Annotated in this window: 17 protein-coding genes; 13 read left to right on the top strand and 4 right to left on the bottom strand. The window is 72.3% G+C overall.

The window, feature by feature from the left end; all coding sequences use genetic code 11:
* Positions 1-13: 13 nt before the first annotated feature.
* A complete protein-coding gene (locus AB0H71_RS07085; protein WP_357015806.1) occupies positions 14-811 on the top strand; it encodes a hypothetical protein in 798 nt (265 codons plus the stop codon).
* On the top strand, positions 808-1,206 hold the full coding sequence (locus tag AB0H71_RS07080) for a hypothetical protein (protein ID WP_357015804.1): 399 nt from the start codon (positions 808-810) through the stop codon (positions 1,204-1,206). The genes AB0H71_RS07085 and AB0H71_RS07080 overlap by 4 nt, the downstream gene beginning before the upstream one ends.
* Before the next feature lie 7 nt (positions 1,207-1,213).
* Here the strand turns inward: AB0H71_RS07080 and AB0H71_RS07075 are convergent, their stop codons facing one another.
* Complete coding sequence (locus AB0H71_RS07075; protein ID WP_357015801.1) at positions 1,214-1,666, bottom strand: MarR family transcriptional regulator; 453 nt, start codon at positions 1,664-1,666, stop codon at positions 1,214-1,216.
* Positions 1,667-1,759: 93 nt separating this feature from the next.
* On the opposite strand from AB0H71_RS07075, the gene AB0H71_RS07070 reads away from it, so the two are divergent.
* Positions 1,760-2,542, top strand: coding sequence for a pirin family protein (locus AB0H71_RS07070; RefSeq protein ID WP_357015798.1), 783 nt, complete (start codon positions 1,760-1,762; stop codon positions 2,540-2,542).
* A 6-nt stretch (positions 2,543-2,548) separates the two neighbouring features.
* Here AB0H71_RS07070 and AB0H71_RS07065 read toward each other — a convergent pair whose 3' ends face one another.
* Together AB0H71_RS07065 and AB0H71_RS07060 are read right to left on the bottom strand one after the other, a co-directional pair.
* Positions 2,549-3,919, bottom strand: coding sequence for a hypothetical protein (locus tag AB0H71_RS07065; protein WP_357015795.1), 1,371 nt, complete (start codon positions 3,917-3,919; stop codon positions 2,549-2,551).
* A gap of 147 nt (positions 3,920-4,066) precedes the next feature.
* Positions 4,067-5,575, bottom strand: coding sequence for a sugar transferase (locus AB0H71_RS07060; RefSeq protein WP_357015793.1), 1,509 nt, complete (start codon positions 5,573-5,575; stop codon positions 4,067-4,069).
* A gap of 453 nt (positions 5,576-6,028) precedes the next feature.
* Here AB0H71_RS07060 and AB0H71_RS07055 point away from each other — a divergent pair, with 453 nt between their 5' ends.
* The 4 genes from AB0H71_RS07055 to AB0H71_RS07040 are packed head-to-tail and all read left to right on the top strand — an operon-like array spanning position 6,029 to position 9,735.
* Positions 6,029-7,276, top strand: a complete 1,248-nt coding sequence (locus AB0H71_RS07055) for a class I SAM-dependent methyltransferase (protein WP_357015791.1) — start codon at positions 6,029-6,031, stop codon at positions 7,274-7,276.
* Positions 7,273-8,055: a glucose-1-phosphate cytidylyltransferase gene (locus AB0H71_RS07050; RefSeq protein WP_357015789.1), complete on the top strand. Its 783-nt coding sequence runs from the start codon at positions 7,273-7,275 to the stop codon at positions 8,053-8,055. The genes AB0H71_RS07055 and AB0H71_RS07050 overlap by 4 nt, the downstream gene beginning before the upstream one ends.
* A complete protein-coding gene (locus AB0H71_RS07045; RefSeq protein ID WP_357015787.1) occupies positions 8,052-8,702 on the top strand; it encodes a PIG-L family deacetylase in 651 nt (216 codons plus the stop codon). The genes AB0H71_RS07050 and AB0H71_RS07045 overlap by 4 nt, the downstream gene beginning before the upstream one ends.
* Before the next feature lie 4 nt (positions 8,703-8,706).
* The gene (locus AB0H71_RS07040) at positions 8,707-9,735 is read left to right on the top strand and encodes an SDR family oxidoreductase (protein ID WP_357015784.1); all 1,029 of its coding nucleotides are present in this window, start codon (positions 8,707-8,709) and stop codon (positions 9,733-9,735) included.
* Here the strand turns inward: AB0H71_RS07040 and rfbC are convergent.
* On the bottom strand, positions 9,719-10,285 hold the full coding sequence (gene rfbC / locus AB0H71_RS07035; RefSeq protein ID WP_357015781.1) for a dTDP-4-dehydrorhamnose 3,5-epimerase: 567 nt from the start codon (positions 10,283-10,285) through the stop codon (positions 9,719-9,721). The two genes, AB0H71_RS07040 and rfbC, sit on opposite strands and share 17 nt — an antisense overlap.
* Positions 10,286-10,299: 14 nt before the next feature.
* Here rfbC and AB0H71_RS07030 point away from each other — a divergent pair, with 14 nt between their 5' ends.
* From AB0H71_RS07030 to AB0H71_RS07005, 6 genes are all read left to right on the top strand, one after another.
* Entirely contained in the window at positions 10,300-11,400 is a 1,101-nt protein-coding gene (locus AB0H71_RS07030) for a methyltransferase domain-containing protein (RefSeq protein ID WP_357015778.1), read from the top strand.
* Between the two features lie 271 nt (positions 11,401-11,671).
* Positions 11,672-12,508: a glycosyltransferase family 2 protein gene (locus AB0H71_RS07025; protein WP_357015775.1), complete on the top strand. Its 837-nt coding sequence runs from the start codon at positions 11,672-11,674 to the stop codon at positions 12,506-12,508.
* 26 nt (positions 12,509-12,534) lie between these two features.
* Positions 12,535-13,572: a glycosyltransferase family 4 protein gene (locus tag AB0H71_RS07020; RefSeq protein WP_357016220.1), complete on the top strand. Its 1,038-nt coding sequence runs from the start codon at positions 12,535-12,537 to the stop codon at positions 13,570-13,572.
* Positions 13,569-14,723, top strand: a complete 1,155-nt coding sequence (locus AB0H71_RS07015) for a glycosyltransferase family 4 protein (RefSeq protein WP_357015773.1) — start codon at positions 13,569-13,571, stop codon at positions 14,721-14,723. Before AB0H71_RS07020 ends, AB0H71_RS07015 begins: the two co-directional genes overlap by 4 nt.
* Positions 14,720-16,192, top strand: coding sequence for a lipopolysaccharide biosynthesis protein (locus AB0H71_RS07010; protein ID WP_357015770.1), 1,473 nt, complete (start codon positions 14,720-14,722; stop codon positions 16,190-16,192). The genes AB0H71_RS07015 and AB0H71_RS07010 overlap by 4 nt, the downstream gene beginning before the upstream one ends.
* On the top strand, positions 16,189-17,193 hold the full coding sequence (locus AB0H71_RS07005; protein ID WP_357015767.1) for a glycosyltransferase: 1,005 nt from the start codon (positions 16,189-16,191) through the stop codon (positions 17,191-17,193). The genes AB0H71_RS07010 and AB0H71_RS07005 overlap by 4 nt, the downstream gene beginning before the upstream one ends.
* Positions 17,194-17,202: the final 9 nt, after the last annotated feature.

Here is a 17,202-nt window from a genome sequence, read left to right as displayed (position 1 = left end):
GGGGGAAGTCGGGATGGCGCCATCCGCCGCGCAAATGGAGCAGGTCGCGCAGGACCTGATCGACAAGGTCGAGGAACTAGGGAATCTCCCCGCTCGAATCAGGGAGTCGTTCCGCGATGCGGCCGACATGCCGATCATTCGCTACGTTCTGCGGATCGGTGACGAGATCATCGAGATCGGGAACGATTTCGCGGACGCGATCAGCCGGCTCTGGGACAAGTTCGTGGAGGCGATCGAGGGAGTCGGCGCGCCCGTCGCCTTCATCAGCACCTCGTACGACTGGGTCGATGTGGCCAAGTCGATGAACACGGTGGCCTCCGATCTGGAGGACACCGCCGTCAAGGTCGGCGGGTACTGGCAGGGCGCGGCCGCCGAGTCGTACTCCGATGCGATTGCGCCGCAGCGCATCGCCGCCGCGCGAATGGGCTCGATCGCGGCGGCGATTCGTTCGGCGACGTTGACGCTCGGTGTCGCGGGAGTGACGTTCTATACGTCGCTGCTCTCCATTGTCATCGCGGTCATCGTCGAGGCTGTCGCGGAGTGTCTCACCGCAGGCACTGGCGTCGGCGCCATCCCAGCCGGAATCGCGGGATTGATCACCGCGGCGAAATTCGCCGGGCTGGTCACCGCCTCGATCTCGGGCATCTTCACCATCATCCAATCCACGATGGGTCAAGTGCAGGCGGTGCAGTTGGAACTGGACAACTCGCAGGGATTCCCGCTCGGGCACTGGCCGGCCACCGGGGCAGCCGACTATACCGATGCCACCGTGCTGGATGGGGATGCGGATTGGTCGGTGAAATCGGGATGACAGCCCCCGACCCTGACCCCGACCGGGTACGCCAGATCGTCCTGCGCATCCGCGTCACCGTCGCCGCGGCGTTCGGCCTGCTGGTACTGGCCGGAACCGTCGGGTTCGTCTTCCTGCTGCACGGCGCCGAGATCGACCCGCAGGGCTTCAGCCGACGCGAGGTAGTGGTACTCGCCGGCAGCGCGATCGCCGCCGCGTTGCTCGTGGCGGGAGCCGCCGTGCTCGCGGCCATCGGCAGGCGAAGCCTGACCGTGGAGGCCGTCCTGTGGCTGCTGGTCGCGGCGCTGATCGTAACCGGGGCCTGCTACCTGCTGACCGGGACGTGGTCGCCGGTACTCTGGTTCATCGCGGCCGGCGCGGGCGTCGACGTGATCAGGGCATCCCGACGCAGCTGACGCTCGATCAGCGATTCCCGTCGCGCACGGCGCGGAAGGCGCGGGTGAGGGCGGGGATATCGGCGGGGTCGATTCGGTCGAGGAGCGCGGCGCGGACGGCGGCGACGTGGCCGGGGCTCGCGGCGGCGAGTTCGGCGGCGCCGGTGTCGGTGAGCTCGGCCCAGGCCCCGCGGCGGTCGGATTCGCAGTCGACGCGGCGGACCCGGCCGGAGTGCTCGAGCCGGGTGACGGCGCGGGTGATGCCGCTGCGGCTGGTGCTGCTGGCGTCGGCGAGCGCGCTCATGCGCAGCCGCCGGTCGGGGGCCTCGGCGAGCAGGACCAGGATCTCGTAGTCGGCGAAGGCGATGCCGGCGTCGCGGGTGAGCTGCTTGTCCAGGTCGCGGAAGAGCAGGCGGGTCGCGTCGAGGTACGCCCGCCAGAGCTCGTTCTCGTCGGTATCGAGCCAGCGTGTCGCGTTCACGGTCTCCAGCGTACGCGCATTGGTTGACAAGGCAACGATAGTGAGTAGTCTGCAGGTAGTTGACAAAGCAATGAACTCGGAATCGAGGCAACCGTGTCCGCTCCCACCACCCCGCAGATCGACGTCCGCCGCGCCGGCGACCGGCTGAAGACCCGGATCGGCTGGCTCGACTCCAAGCACTCCTTCTCCTTCGGGCAGCACTACGACCCGGAGAACACCCACCACGGCCTGCTGCTGGTGAACAACGACGACATCGTCACCCCGGGCATGGGCTTCGACACCCACCCGCACCGGGACATGGAGATCGTCACCTGGGTGCTGCGCGGCTCGCTGGTGCACCAGGACTCCACCGGGCACTCCGGGGTGATCTACCCGGGGCTGGCGCAGCGGATGAGCGCGGGCACCGGCATCCTGCACTCGGAGAAGAACGACTCCTGGCGCTTCGCGGGGGCGACCGGCTCGTTCGCGCGGCAGCACGAGGAGCCGGTGCACTTCGTGCAGATGTGGGTGCTGCCGGACGAGTCCGGGATCACCCCCGGCTACGAGCAGCTGGAGATCGACGACGCGCTGCTCTCCGGCGGGCTGGTCCCGGTGGCGTCGGGCATGAAGGAGTACGCCGACCACTCCGCCATCCGGATCGCCAACCGGTACGCGACCATGCACGTGGCGCGGCTCGGCGCGGGCGACGCGCCGATCACCCTGCCGGACGCGCCGTTCCTGCACCTCTTCGTCGCGCGCGGCGCGGTCGAGCTGGAGGGCACCGGGCCGCTGGGCGAGGGGGATTCGGTGCGCTTCACCGGCGCGGGCGGGCAGCGGGTGAGTGCCGCGGGCGAGGCCGAGGTGATCGTGTGGGAGATGCACGCGACCATCGGGTGAACCGGGTCAGCCGATGCGCAGCACCCCGGTGACGGTGCCCTGCAGCATCCGTCCGTCCGGCAGGATGAGCGGCGACATCTGCAGCGGGTCGTCGAGCACCGTCCCGGGGGCGGGGGAGTCGGCGAGCACCGCGCCGGTGGCCGGGTCGAGCACCGTCACCGAGAAGCCGTCGGCCGGGGTGGCGGTGTCCGGGCCGTGCCGGGTGAGGGTGTAGAGCAGATTGTCCGCGGTCGACAGGTGCGGTACCGCCGCGCTGCGAATCGCGCTGTCCCACACCGTGTGACAGCCCGCGTCGTCCACATCGACCCGGGTGAGGCCGCCGGTGAACGGCGCCGTCGGCGGCACCGCGGGCCCCGCGTCTCCAGGCACCGTCGGGTACGGGTAGCCGTACGTCCCGGCCACGAAGACCGAGTGCCCGGCGCCGATCGGCGAGTTCTCACTGCCCGGCCCGCCCGCGGTGAGCACCGGCTGCGCGCAGACGAGCTCGCCGGTGCCGGAGCGGAAGACCAGCACCCGCACGCCGGCGTCGGCGCTGTCCACGATGGTCAGGTACTCCGACCCGGTCCGCGGGCCGAAATAGGTGGGCGTGGAGCCGGTTCCGTGGCTCAGCTGCCCCGGCTTGCGGGCGGTGCCGCGGTCGTACGGTGCGCGCCAGGCGATCCGGGCCGCGCCGCCGGGGGCGGTCAGCTCGTAGAGCGCGTGCGTGGTGGCCACCGCGACGTGGCCGTCCGGGGCGGCCGAGATGCTGTTCGCGACCTGCTCGCCGAGGTCGACGGTGCTGGTCCGGCCGTCGGGGGTGCGCAGCCCGGCGACACCACGGCCGGTGGCGAACCAGACATTGCCCGACCAGTCCGGCACCAGCCCGGTCACGCTGTCGCCCTGCGGGATAGCGCCGGAGAGGTCGGTGCGCTCGGCGATCTCCAGCCGCCACCGTCCGTCGGCGTCCCGGTGGTGCGCCACCCGGACCAGCGCGCGCTCGCCGTCCACGGCCACCAGCCGGTCGTCCTGGTCCAGGTACGCGTACACCCCGCCGAGCAGGCTGCCCTTCACCAGCGGCAGCGCGGCCAGCGAGCCGTGCTCGGGGTCGAGCAGGTGCACCGTCGGCACCTGCCCGGCGATGCTCGTGCAGAGCGCGACCACCAGCCCGTCGCGGCCCTGCAGGAGCGTCGGGCAGGCGGCGGCCAGCGGGTCGGCGCGCACCGCGAGCGGCCCGGTGCCCGGCCCGGAATACGGTGTGGTGTCCGAAGATCCGGCATCGCCGTGCATGGTCGCCGAGCCCGCCGGACCGAGGAACGGGTGCGGTGGCTGCGGCACCGCGTGCGCCACTCCCGGAGCGGCCAGGAGCCAGACGGCGGCGGCGAGGACGAGCGAACGCATGCCTCGCAGCCTAGGACGCCCGCCGCGCACGCTCCGCTACCGCCCCCGCGGCGTGCGACCCGCGAACCCGGCACCCGCGCGGGCGCCCCACCCCGGGAACCCGGCGACAACGACCCCGCCGCCCCCCGACGGTGCGGCGGGATCGGGTCAGTAGGCCCCTTCACCCTCGGCGACCGCCCGCAGCGTGCGGGTGATGATCCAGAGATCGAGCGTCATGGACCAGTTCTCCACATACGAGATATCCAGCTCCACCGACTCCTCGGGGGAGAGGTCCGAGCGGCCGCTGACCTGCCACAGCCCGGTCACCCCCGGCCGCACCAGCAGCCGGCGCCGCATGACCCCGTCGTAGGAGTGCACCTCGCGCCGCACCTGCGGGCGCGGCCCGACCACGCTCATCTCCCGGCGCAGCACATTGAAGAACTGCGGCAGCTCGTCCAGGCTGTATTTGCGCAGGAAGCGCCCGACCGGCGTCACCCGCGGGTCGTTCTTTATCTTGAAGAAGAGCGGGTTCCCGCCGTTCTCCGAGATCAGCGTGTGCACGTGCTTGTCCGCGTGCACGTACATGCTGCGGAACTTGATCATCCGGAACGGCCTGCCGTCCATGCCGATGCGCTCGGAGAGGTAGAAGACCGGGCCGTGGCTGGTGAACTTCACCGCGGCGGCGATCACCAGCAGGATCGGCGAGATGGCGAGCAGCACCAGCGCCGAGAAGCAGAAGTCGAAGATCGCCTTGCGCAGCGAGAGCGCGCGGTCGTACTGCGGGCGCTCGATGTGCAGCATCGGCATGCCCGCGAGCACCTGGCTCGACATCCGGGTGCCGGAGACGTCCATGATCCCGGCGGCGACGATGAGCTCCGCGCCGAAGGCGTCCAGATCCCAGGCCAGGTGCCGGATATCGCGCGGGCCGAGCCGGTCGGTCGCCATGACGACGACGGTGTCGGCGCCGGTGCGCCGGGCGGCCCTGATCACCGAGCGGTCGTCGCCGACGATCGGGATCTCGCGCCCGCCCACCGCGATGGAGCCGGGCCCCTCCGGGTTCGGCCCGGCGGCGGTGCAGACCCCGACCACGTGGTAGCCGTACATGTGGTTGCGGTCGAAGTTGTGCGCGATGGCGCGCGCCGACTCCGGGCCGCCCACGACCAGCACCGAGTGCCGGTACCGGCCGAGCGCCCGGTGCCGCGCGGCGTGCCTGCGCCAGGCGGCGCGGGTGCCGACCAGCCCGGCCAGCCCCACCGGCAGTGCCACCGCGAGGTAGTCGTGCGCGGCGTCGGCGCGCAGCACCAGGGCGCCGATCGCGAGCGCGCCGAAGAGGTGCAGCGTCACCGACAGCAACCGCCGGTACTCCTCGTTCCCGCTGCCGACGGTGCGGTGGAAGCGAGTGTCCTTCCAGCCCAGCGCGATCGACCACGCGACGACGACGGCGAGCGAGAGCGCGACGGCGGCGCCGCTGAAGTCCGGCGCCCACACCACCGGCCGCGCGGCCGTGAAATCCACCTCCACCAGCTGGGCCAGCAGCGTTCCCGCGGCGATGGCCAGCATGTCGGTGACGACGAGCCGTCTGACGTAGTTGAGGCGCCAGCGGTCTCGCTCGCCGGGGCGGGAGGAGTGGTGGCGCAGGTCGACGGCACCGCCGGTGCCGGTGAGCTCGAGAACCATCGTGAAACAACCTGCTTGAAGCTTGAAGCGCAAATTCTTCGCAACCGTAGGAAAACGAAGAATTCAGAGGACCCATCCCGTCCGGCGGCGTCGCGACGGTGCGAATCGAAGCCGGGCCGATCTGTTGCGAAGATATTGCCCCCGATGATCGCCGGGCACAAGCCGTAGGAGCCAGGTCACAGCACCGTACTTATCGGTATGACCTGGGCCGGTACGTGCGTACGAAAATGCGCAGGCGGGCTGGGATGCGCTCGGGCCGCGGTGATCCGGGACACCGGTCTGCAGGGCCGGTAACTCGAAACAAGCTGTTCGAGGTTTTCGGGGCGGAATCGGTCACTGTTCGGGTCGCGCCGGGCGCGGGGTGATGATACTTTTTGTCCCGGTCGGTAGAGAAGTGACTTCTCGGGCTGCGGGGCGCCGCCGGCGGGATTGTTGTTTCGATGTGGAGCCCGTGTGCGTTGTCGTCTGTGTGATTCGCCCAGCTTGACCAGTGTGGTCGACCTGGGAGCCACACCCCCCTGTGAGAAGTTCCTGTCCGCCGCCGAGCTCGATCTGCCCGAGCCGGCGTACCCCCTGCACCTGCGGATCTGCGCGGAGTGCCTGCTGCTGCAGATTCCCGCGCTGATCACGCCGGAGGAGACCTTCACCGAGTACGCGTATTTCTCGTCGTACTCGGACAGCTGGGTGCGGCACGCGAAGACCTTCGTCGAGGACGCCGTGCTCCGGCTCGGGCTGACCGGCGATTCCCTCGTGGTCGAGGTGGCCAGCAACGACGGATATCTGCTGCGCAATGTGGTCGCGGCGGGCGTGCCCTGCCTCGGAATCGAGCCGTCGGTGAATGTCGGCGCGGCCGCGCGCGAGGCCGGGGTGCCGACGCTGACCGCATTCCTGGACGAGGGGCTGGCGGAAAAGGTCAGGGCCGAACACGGCCCGGCCGATCTGGTGGTGGCGAACAATGTCTACGCCCATATTCCGGATCTGCGCGGGTTCACGCACGCGCTGCGCGGGCTGGTCGCCGACGACGGCTGGATCTCGATCGAGGTGCACCACGCGCTGAACCTGGTCCGGTACGGCCAATTCGACACCATCTACCACGAGCATTTCCAGTACTACACGCTGCTCTCGGCGCAGCGCGCGCTCGCGGTGGCCGGGCTGGCGGTGGCCGATGTCGAGCTGCTGCCCACGCACGGCGGGTCGCTGCGGATCTGGGCCCGCCCGGAAGCCGTGGCCGAGCCGACCGAGCGGGTCGCCGAGCTGCTCGCGCTCGAGGCCGAGGCCGGGCTGCACACCGTCGCGGGCTACACGGTGCTGCGCACCAGGGCCGAGCAGGTCCGCCACGACCTGCTGCGCTTCCTGCTCGACGAGCGGGCCGCGGGCCGGACGGTGGTCGGCTACGGCGCCCCCGGCAAGGGGAACACGCTGCTCAACTGGTGCGGGATCCGGCCGGATCTGCTCGCCTACACCGTCGATCGCAACCCCTACAAGCACGGGAAGTTCACCCCGGGCACGCGCATCCCGATCCACTCCCCTGACCGGATCGACGAGGACCGGCCGGACGTGGTCGTCGTCCTGCCCTGGAATCTCGAGACGGAGCTGACCGCGCAGTTGCGGCACATCGGCGCGTGGGGCGGCCGGCTGGTCTTCCCGCTGCCTGCCGTGCGCGTGGTCGCCCCGGCGAACACGGAGGTCGGCACCCGATGAAGGTCGTTCTGTTCTGTGGCGGCTACGGCATGCGCATGCGCAACAGCGACAACGACGTGGTCCCCAAGCCCATGCAGATGGTCGGGCCGCGGCCGCTGATCTGGCACGTCATGCGGTATTACGCGCACTACGGCCACACCGAGTTCATCCTCTGCCTCGGCTACGGCGCGCACCACATCAAGAACTTCTTCCTGACCTACCAGGAGACGATGTCCAACGACTTCGTCATCCGCGGCGGCCAGGTCGAGCTGCTCGACTCCGATATCGCGGACTGGACCATCACCTTCGTCGACACCGGGCTGGAGTCGGCGATCGGGGAGCGGCTGCGCCGGGCGCGCCCGCACCTGGGCGGCGACGAGATGTTCCTGGCGAACTACTCCGACGTGCTCACCGACGCCCCGCTGGACGAGGTGGTCGGGCGCTTCGCGGAGTCCGGCGCCGCGGCCTCCATGCTGATCGTGCCGCCGCAGTCCTCGTTCCACTGCGTGGATGTGCTGCCGAACGGCGAGGTCAAGCAGATCACCCCGGTGGCCAAGCTCCCGATCTGGGAGAACGGCGGCTACTTCGTGCTCACCCAGGAGATCTTCGACCACCTGCCGCCCGGCGGCGACCTGGTGGAGGACGCCTGCGGCGCGCTGGCCGCGCAGGGCAGGCTCTTCGGCTACCAGCACTTCGGCTTCTGGAAGCCGGCCGACACCTTCAAGGAGCGCGCCGAGCTCGACACCGGGTACCACCGCGGCGACCGGCCCTGGATGGTCTGGGAGCGTCCGGCGTCGTGATCTCGCTGGTACCCGCGCGGCTCACCGAGATCGCGCTGCTCGGCGCGCACTGCGACGACATCGCGATCGGCGCCGGTGCGACGCTGCTGACGCTGGCGCGCGCGCACGCCGGGCTCCGGGTCCGCGCGCTCGTCCTCTCCGGCGGCGGGACACGCCGCGAAGCCGAGGAGCGGGCCGCGCTCGAATCGTTCTGCCCCGGCGCCGATCTGGCGCTCACCGTGCTGGACGTGCCGGACGGCCGGGTGCCCGCGCACTGGGACCGGGTGAAGGACGCGCTGGCCGCCTTCCGCCGGACCACCGACCCGGAGCTGGTCTTCGCGCCGCACCGCGGCGACGCGCACCAGGACCACCGGACCCTGGCCGAGCTGGTGCCGACCGAATTCCGTAACCATCTGGTGCTCGGTTACGAGATCCTCAAGTGGGAGACGGATACTCCGCGCCCGGCGGTGCTGCACCCGGTGGCGCCGGAGGTGGCCGCCGAGAAGGCGGCGCTGCTGGCGAAGCACTACCCCTCGCAGGCCGGGCGGGACTGGTTCGACGACGAATCGTTCCTCGGGCTGGCGCGGCTGCGCGGGGTGCAGTGCCACGCGCGGTACGCGGAGGGTTTTCTGATGGACAAGGCCGTGCTGGATTTAGGGAGTGGGTAGGACGATGCGGGTTCTCGTCACCGGGCACCAGGGGTACCTCGGCACCGTCATGGTGCCGCTGCTGCGGGCGCGCGGGCACGAGGTCACCGGCCTCGACACCGGCTGGTTCGCCGATTGTGTGCTCGGCGCGGCGCCGCAGGACCCGCCCGGGCTCGCGGTCGACCTGCGCGACGTCACCGCCGAGCAGCTGACCGGCTTCGACGCGGTGATCCACCTGGCCGCGCTCTCCAACGACCCGCTCGGCGCGCTGGTCCCGGAGATCACGCACGACATCAACCACCACGCCTCGGTGCGGCTGGCCCGGCTGGCCAAGGAGGCGGGGGTGCGCCGCTTCCTCTACGCCTCCACCTGCTCGGTCTACGGCTCGGCCGGTGACGGCCTGGTGGACGAGTCGGCGCCGCTGCGCCCGCTCACCCCGTACGCGGAGAGCAAGGTGCGGGTCGAGGACGACGTCGCCGCCATCGCGGATTCCGGCTTCGCCCCGGTCTTCCTGCGCAATGCCACCGCCTTCGGCTTCTCGCCCCGGCTGCGCGCCGACATCGTGCTGAACAACCTGGTCGGCCACGCGGTGCTGAGCGGCGTGGTCAAGGTGCTCTCGGACGGCACGCCGTGGCGGCCGCTGGTGCACGCCGAGGACATCGCGGAGGCCTTCGCGGTGTGCCTGGAGGCGCCGGTCGAGGCGATCCACTGCCGCGCCTACAACATCGGCACCGAGCGGAACAACCGCACGGTGGCCGAGATCGCGAACGCGGTGGCCGACGTGGTGCCCGGCGCCGAGGTGGTGATCACCGGCGAGTCCGGCGCCGACCCGCGCTCGTACCGGGTCGATTTCGCCGCCGCCCGCCGCGACCTCGGCTTCGAGGCGCGCTGGAGCATCCCCGACGGCGCCGCCCAGCTCTACCGCGAGTACCGCGACCGCGGGCTCACCGCCGAGGCGTTCGGCACCGCGTTCGTCCGGCTGGCCGCGCTGCGCGCGCTGGGCGAGCGCGGGCTGCTCGACACCGAGCTGCGCCGGGTCAGAACCGATGCGTGAGCCGCTCGGCGGCCAGGAGCTCGCGCCAGCTGCCCGCCCCGCGATCGCGGGGCGAGACCACCGTGACCGGCTGCGGCCAGTCGAGCGCGAGGTCCGGGTCGTCGTGCGCGACCGCGAGATCCTCGGCGGGGTCGTGCGGGCGGTCGATGCGGTAGCAGACGTCCGCGGTCGCGGTCAGCGCCTGGAAGCCGTGCAGGAACCCCGGCGGCACGTAGAGGTGCCGGAAGTCGCTGTCGTCGAGCAGGAATGCCGCGCTGCGGCCGAAGGTCGCGGAGTCCGGCCGGATGTCGACCAGGACGTCGTGCACCGCGCCGTGCGCGCAGCGCACCAGCTTGGCCTCGCCGCGGCCGCGGCGCCCGTGCAGCCCGCGCACCACGCCGCGCGCCGAGCGGGACTGCGAGTCCTGCGTGAACGTCGCGCTGGTGCCCGCGCCCACCTCGGCGTCGAAGATCTCGGCGTCGAAGGTGCGGGTGAAGAAGCCCCGCTGGTCGTGGAAGGGCTCCGGGATCAGCAGGAGGACGCCGGAGAGCCCGGACCGCTCGATACGCACCGGGTGATCGTGCCATGAGCGCCTGCCTGGCGTGCGGGAGCGCCGTGCTGACCCGGGTGCTCGACCTGGGCCGGATGCCCGCGGCCGACCACTTCCCGCCCGCGGGCGAGCCGGTGCGCCCGGACGAGGCGGCGCACCCGCTGGCCATGGCGCTCTGCGCGGCCTGCGGGCTGGCCCAGCTGGCCGAGGACGACACCGAGACCGCCGAGCCGCGCGGGGTGGAGCCGCGGGCGCTGCGTGAGCAGGCCGCCGAGGCGGTGGCGCTGGCCGCCGCGGCGGGGCTGCTGCGCGGGCGCACCGTGCGCGAGTTCGGCAGCCCGCACGGCGGCAGCTGGCTGGAGTTGCTGGCCGCGCGCGGCTTCGCGCCGACGGCCGGACCCGCCGATGTGGTGCTCGACTGTTTCGGGCTCATGCACGACCGTGACCAGCGCGCGGCCGTCGCCGAGCGGGCGGCGGCCACCGCTCCCGGCGGTGTGTTGCTGGTGCAGTACCATCCCGTGCACACCATCGTCGCGGGAGAACAGTGGAATGCGTTGCGGCACGGTCATTTCGCCTACTACAGCCTGGCGGTGCTGCGCGGCATGCTCGGCGCCGCGGGGATGTCGGTCGTCACGGCCTGGGATTTCGGGCTGTACGGCGGCACGGTGCTGATCGCCGCGGTGCACGGGCGGGCCGAGCCGGACGCGGCGGTGCGCCGGGTCCTGGCCCGCGAGGCCGGCTCGGCGGAGCCCGCCTTCGTCGGCCGGTTGCAGCGCGCGGCCGACCGGCAGAGCGAGAACCTGCGCGCCGCACTGGAACTGGAGGCGGCCCGCGGTTCGCGGGTGTACGCCTACGGCGCCGCGTCCCGCGCGGTGGCGCTGTTCTGCCGGGCGGGGGTCCGGCGGGAGCTGGTGGCCGGGGTGGCCGACGCCTCGCCGGCCAAGCAGGGCAGGCGGATGCCCGGCACCGACGTGCCGATCATCGCGCCCGCCGAGCTGGTCGCGGCGCGCCCGGACCGGGTGCTGCTGACCGTGCCCGACCTGCTCGCCGAGGTCTCCGAGCGGCACCCGGAGCTGACCGGGCGCTGGCTCGTCGGCGAGCCGGCCACGAGCAACGGGGAGCCGCCGATCCGCTGAACGCGCACCGGGGGCGGCGGGGTGCTGTGAGGTCGCCCACTGGCAACGATCCGGGGTATCCCTGCACGACGAATCGCGATAGCTTGACCATTGCTCCGCCGAATTGGAACATTCGAGAATTCCGGAGCTGCACGTAATGAGGGCGGTATGAAAGACCACGGGACCTGTTTCCGGTCCATCCGATTCGAGCCGGTCGCGGCCGAACCGCTATTTCCCGCCATATTGCCGGTATGTTGCTGAATTCATTTTTATCCCGCTAAAAGGAGGGGACATGGTCAGCCTTTCGGTCTGCGTTCCCGCCTACCAGGCGGGACGGACCCTGGAACCGACGATGCGCTCGATTCTGAGCCAGGACGTCGAATTCGAACTCCTGGTGCTCGACAACGCGAGCACCGACGAGACCGGCGAGATCGCCGCGTCCTTCGCCGACCCGCGCGTGCGGGTCGAGCGCAACGACCGCACGCTGCGCATCGGCGACAACTGGAATCGGGTCATCCAGCTCTCCACCGGCGAGCTGGTGAAGGTGGTCTGCGCCGACGACATCCTGCTGCCCGGCTCGCTCGCCACCCAGCTCGAGGTCATGGGCGACCCGGCCTTCGCGCTCAGCTCCTCGCGCTTCCAGGTGATCGACGAGGGCGGCGCGCTGGTGGAGACCGGGCTCGGGCTGCCGGGGCTGGACGGCGTGCACGGCCCGCGCGAGCTCGCGCGCACCATCGTCCGGCGCGGGCCCGCCGACTTCGGCCCGACCGCCGCCGCCATGTTCCGGCGCGAGCACTTCGACCGGGTCGGCGGGCTCCGCGGCGACCTGGTCTTCCCGATGGACGTCGACCTCTTCGCCCGGGTCGGGCAGTTCGGGCTCTTCTACGGCCTCACCGAGGTGGCGGCGGCCTGGCGGAACTCGACCTTCAACCTCTCCAGCCGCACCTCGTCGCTGAGCAAGCTCACCGAGATGCTGCGCTTCCACCACCGCATCGCGCGCGACTGCCCGCGGCTGCTCTCCCCGCTCGACGTCGCGGTGGGGGACCTGCGGCTGGCGAAGGCCGCGCTGCACCGGCTGCGGGTGCGCACCGGGCACCTGATCCGCACCCGCCGCGGGGGCCGGGCATGACCGCGAACGCCGCACCGCGGGTGCACATGACCGGGTCGGAGTGGTTCGGCTCCGCCCCCGGCGGGCTGAACCGCTACTTCACCGACCTCTACACCGCGCTCGCCGCCCGCGCCGACATCACCGTCGACGCCGCGGCCTTCGGCGCGGCCCCCGCGGGCGCCCGCTCCTGGGGGCCGGCCGGTGGCTCCACGCTGCACCGGGCCCGCACCGCCTACGCCGACGCACCCGCCGGAAAGGCCGTGCTGGACCGGCATTTCGCGCTCTACGGCCCGCCCGCGCGGCGCGGGGAGGCGCTGGTCGTGCACTTCCACGGCCCGTGGGCGGCGGAGAGCCGGATGGCCGGTGAGGGCGCCGCGGCGACCAGGGCCAAGTACCTGCTGGAGCGGGTGCGCGGACTGCGCGCGGACCGGTTCGTGGTGCTCTCCGGGCACTTCCGTGACCTCCTGGTCAGCGACTACCAGGTGCGCCCGGAAAAGATCTCGGTGATCCCGCCCGGGGTCGACCTGGCGCAGTTCCGCCCGGCCCCGGCGAGCGCCGAGCCGGTGGTGCTCTGCGTGCGCAGGCTGGAGCACCGGATGGGGATCGACGTGCTGCTGCGCGGCTGGCCCGCCGTGCTGGCCGCGCACCCGGAGGCCAGGCTGGTGATCGTCGGCACCGGCACCGCGGAGGCGGCGCTGCGCGCGCAGGCCGAGCCGCTCGGCGCGAGCGTGCGCTTCGCGGGCCGGGTACGCGACGACGAGCTGACCGGGCTCTACGCCGAGGCCGCGCTCACCGTGGTGCCCTCGGTGGCGCTGGAGGGGTTCGGGCTGATCGCGCTGGAGTCGCTGGCCGCCGGGCGGGCGCCGGTGGTGACCGCCTGCGGCGGGCTGCCGGATTCGGTGCGCGCGCTCGACGATTCGCTCATCGTGCCGGTCGGCGACGCCGAGGCGCTGGCCGCCCGGCTGGTGGCGGCGCTGGACGGCAAGCTGCCCGACGCCGAGCGCTGCCGCGCGCACGCCGAGACCTTCTCCTGGACGGCGGCCGCGGACCGGCACGTCGGGCTCTACCGGGAGCTGACCGGATGATCGACGCCGTCTTCCTGACCCACACCGCCGCGCCGTCGGGCGCCGAGCTGGCGACGCTGCGGCTGCTCACCGCGCTGCGCGCGGGTACGGCGGTGCGGCCGTCGGCGCTGCTCACCGCCGACGGCCCGCTGGTCGAGCTGCTGCGTGCCCGCGACATCCCGGTCACCGTGCAGCGCAACGACTTCGACAGCCGCTCGCTGACCATCGCGGGCTCCGGGCCGCTGCGGCTGGTCGGCGGGGCACTCGAGCTGGTGCGGCTTGGCCGCGCCCTGGGGGACACCCTGCGCCGCGCGGACGCCGATGTGCTGGTCGCGCAGAGCACCAAGGCGCTGCTGATGGGGGCGGTAGCGGCGCGGCGGGCCGGAATCCCGCTGGTCTGGCAGGTGCACGACCGGATCTCCGCCGACTACTTCGGCCGGGTTCTCGCGTTCGCGCTGCGGGTGCTCGGCCGGTGGGCCGCGCGCGGGGTCGTGGCCAACAGCCGCGCCACCCTGAGCACCCTCGCCACCCGGCGCCGGCCCGCCGTCGTGGCGTACCCGGGCATCGAGGAGACCGCGGTGCCGCCGCGGGAGCCGCAGCGGCCCGCCGGAGACGTGCGGATCGTGATGGCGGGCAGGCTCACCGAGTGGAAGGGCCAGGATGTGCTGCTGCGCGCCCTGGCGCTGACCGCGCACCGCCCCGCCGCGCTGACCCTGGTCGGCGGCACCTTCTTCGACGAGGAGGAGTACCGCGCCCGGCTCGAGGAGCTCGCCGCCGAGCTGCCCTTCCCGGTCGAGTTCACCGGGCACGTCGCCGATCCCGGGCCCTACCTCGCCGACGCCGATATCGCGGTGCACTGCTCGGTGACCGCCGAGCCCTTCGGCCAGGTCGTGGTGGAGGCCATGCGCGCGGGGTGCGCGGTGCTCGCCGCCGCCGCGGGCGGCCCCACCGAGATCGTCCGGCCGGAGCTGGACGGCATCCTGGTCCCGCCCGGCGACCCGGCCGCGCTGGCCGCCGCGCTGGACCGGCTCGCCGCCGACCCCGCGCTGCGCACCCGGCTCGCCACCGCCGCCGTCGAGCGGGCCCGCGACTTCGGGATCGACGCCACCGCGGCCGCGGTCACCGGGCTGCTGGCGACGGTCACCGGGCGGACGGCGGTGCCCGCGCCGTGAACCGCTACTCCGAGGACACCGTCCCGATCCGGATCGTGCACCGGCACTACCCGGTGTCGCTGGACGGCATGCGGATGCCGGAGTACGACCCGCCCACCGAGGTCATGCCGGCCTTCATGGACTGGCCGACGCAGAAGCTGCCGATCATCACCAAGGCGCCGCCCGCGGAGCCGGTGTCGCGGCTGCGCGAGCTGCTCGGCGTGGCGCGCGACATCGCCTACGTGAGCTTCGGCAAGTACGGCCAGTACCTGGTGACGGTGGCGACGCTGCCGCTGATGGCGCGGGTGCTCGGCACCGAGGGGCTCGGGCTGCTCGCCGTCGGGATGTCCTCGTACTTCATCGGCTCGCTGCTGGTCGACCTCGGCATCACCTCGTACATGGCCGCCCGGGTCCAGGAGTCCAGCGAGACCAGGAGCCCGGCCGAGCAGAAGGCATCGATCAACCGCACCCGCGGCACCTACCTGGTGATCCGCGCCGGCATCCTCGGCGCGGTGACGCTGGCGCTGGCCGTCGTGCTCGCCATCGGCGCGCCGGAGTACCCGCTGATGATCACGCTCGGGCTCTTCATCGGCGGGGTCTGGTCGATGTCCGAGGACTGGCTGCTGATCGGGCAGGGCCGCTTCGGCGCCTCCACGCTCTACCAGGCGGTGGCCAGGGTGGCGTACCTGCTGCTGCTCATCCTGCTGCTGCCGCGCATCCCGACCGCCGAGGTGGCGCTGCTCTGCCTGCTCGGCAACTCGGTGCTCTGCGTGGCGCTGACCTGGTGGGACACCTGGCGCGGGTTCGGCCCGCCGGCCCGCCCGCGCGGGGTCGTCGCGCTGCTGCGCGCGGCGGCGCCGGTGGTCACCGGGCGGCTGCTGGTGACCAGCTACGGGCAGGGCTCGGCCACGGTCTTCGGCTCGGTGCTCAACGCCGCCTCGCTCGGGCTGTACTCCGCCTCGGACCGGCTGGTGCGGGCGGTGCAGTCGCTGCTCGACGCGATCGGCTTCGCGCTGCTGCCCCGGATGGCCAAGCGCGGCGGCGACGAGCGCTTCTGGCCGGACGCGCTGCGCGCGCTCACCGTCTGCGTGGGGCTGGCCTGCGCGGCCAGCGCTGTGCTCTGGCTGCTGGCGCCCGTCGTGGTGCCGCTGATCTTCGGCGACCAGTTCGCCGAGGCGGTGGCGGTGCTGCGGCTGGAGGTGCTGATCCTCCCGGCCACCACCATCACCTCCTTCATCACCACCGCCATCCTGCCGGTGCGGCAGGACACCGTCGGCGTGCTGATCGGCGCGCTCGTCGGTACCTGCGTCGCGGGCGTCGCGCTGTTCGTGGCCGCGCGCACACACTCCGTCTGGACCCTGGTCGGCGGCATCGTGGCCGCCGAATTCGCCGTAGCACTCTGGTATCTCGCGCGCACGCGCGGGCTGATCGTGCGTGAACGCGCCGCGGGCGGGGTACTGCCCGCCGGCGCGGAAAGAAGGACGCGATGAAGATCCTCTTCGTCGGCGACGACTGGCTCGGCAGCAACGCCCGCTCGCTCGCCGAAGGTTTCCGGCACCTCGGGCACGAGGTGATGGTGATCGACTCGACGGCGGCCACGCTGCCGCCGCGGCTCTCGCCCTCCTGGCTCTACGCCAAATCGCACGAGCAGCGCGCGCCGTGGACCGTCGACCGGGTGCACCAGCGGCTGGAGCGGGCGGGTGCCGAGCTCCGCCCGGACCTGGTCTTCGGCTTCAAGTCGGTGCACCTGGACCAGCGCAGGCTGCTCGACATCCCGGCCGCGCTGCACGTGCACTACAGCCCGGACGACGTCGCCAACCCGCAGAACACCACCCCGGACTACCTGGCGCACGAGTCCGAGTGGGACCTGGTGGTCACCACCAAGCGGCACAACCTGCGCGAGCTGCTCGCCCGCGGCGCCAAGGAGACGCTCTTCGTGCGCAGCGCCTACGACCCGGCCTGGCACCACCCGGCCGCCAAGCGCACCACCCGCCAGTACCTGGTCGGCTTCATCGGCGCCTGCCGCCCGGACCGGCGCGACGGCATGGTCTCGCTGGCCCGCACCTACGGCGCGCAGCTGCTGGTGGCCGGGCCCGGCTGGCGCCGGGTGCGGCGGCTGCGCACCACCCGCGCCGAGGTCAGACCCGGGGTGTTCGGCGAGGACTTCTCCATGACCGTCGCCTCGGTCACCGCGAACCTGGTGCTGCTCAACTCCGACAACCGGGATACCCACACCTGCCGCACCTTCGAGGTGCCCGCGGCGGGCGGGCTCTTCGTCGGCGAGCGCACCGACGAGCACGCCGAGCTGCTCGACGACGGCGCCGAGGCCTTCCTCTTCTCCAGCCGGGACGAACTGGACGAGATCCTGGAGCGCTGCGCGCTCTTCCCGGACCAGGCCACCAAGATCGCCGAGGCGGGGTACCGGCGGATCGTCGAGGGCGGGCACAGCTACGCCGACCGCGCGCGGGAGATCCTGAATGCGCTCGACTAGGGTGCCGGA

It is taken from the genome of Nocardia sp. NPDC050697 (assembly GCF_040654395.1).
In the GTDB taxonomy this organism is placed as follows: Bacteria; Actinomycetota; Actinomycetes; order Mycobacteriales; family Mycobacteriaceae; genus Nocardia.
The sequence above is the reverse complement of the archived record's forward strand: the minus strand, read 5'-3'. Positions and strand labels throughout refer to the sequence as shown.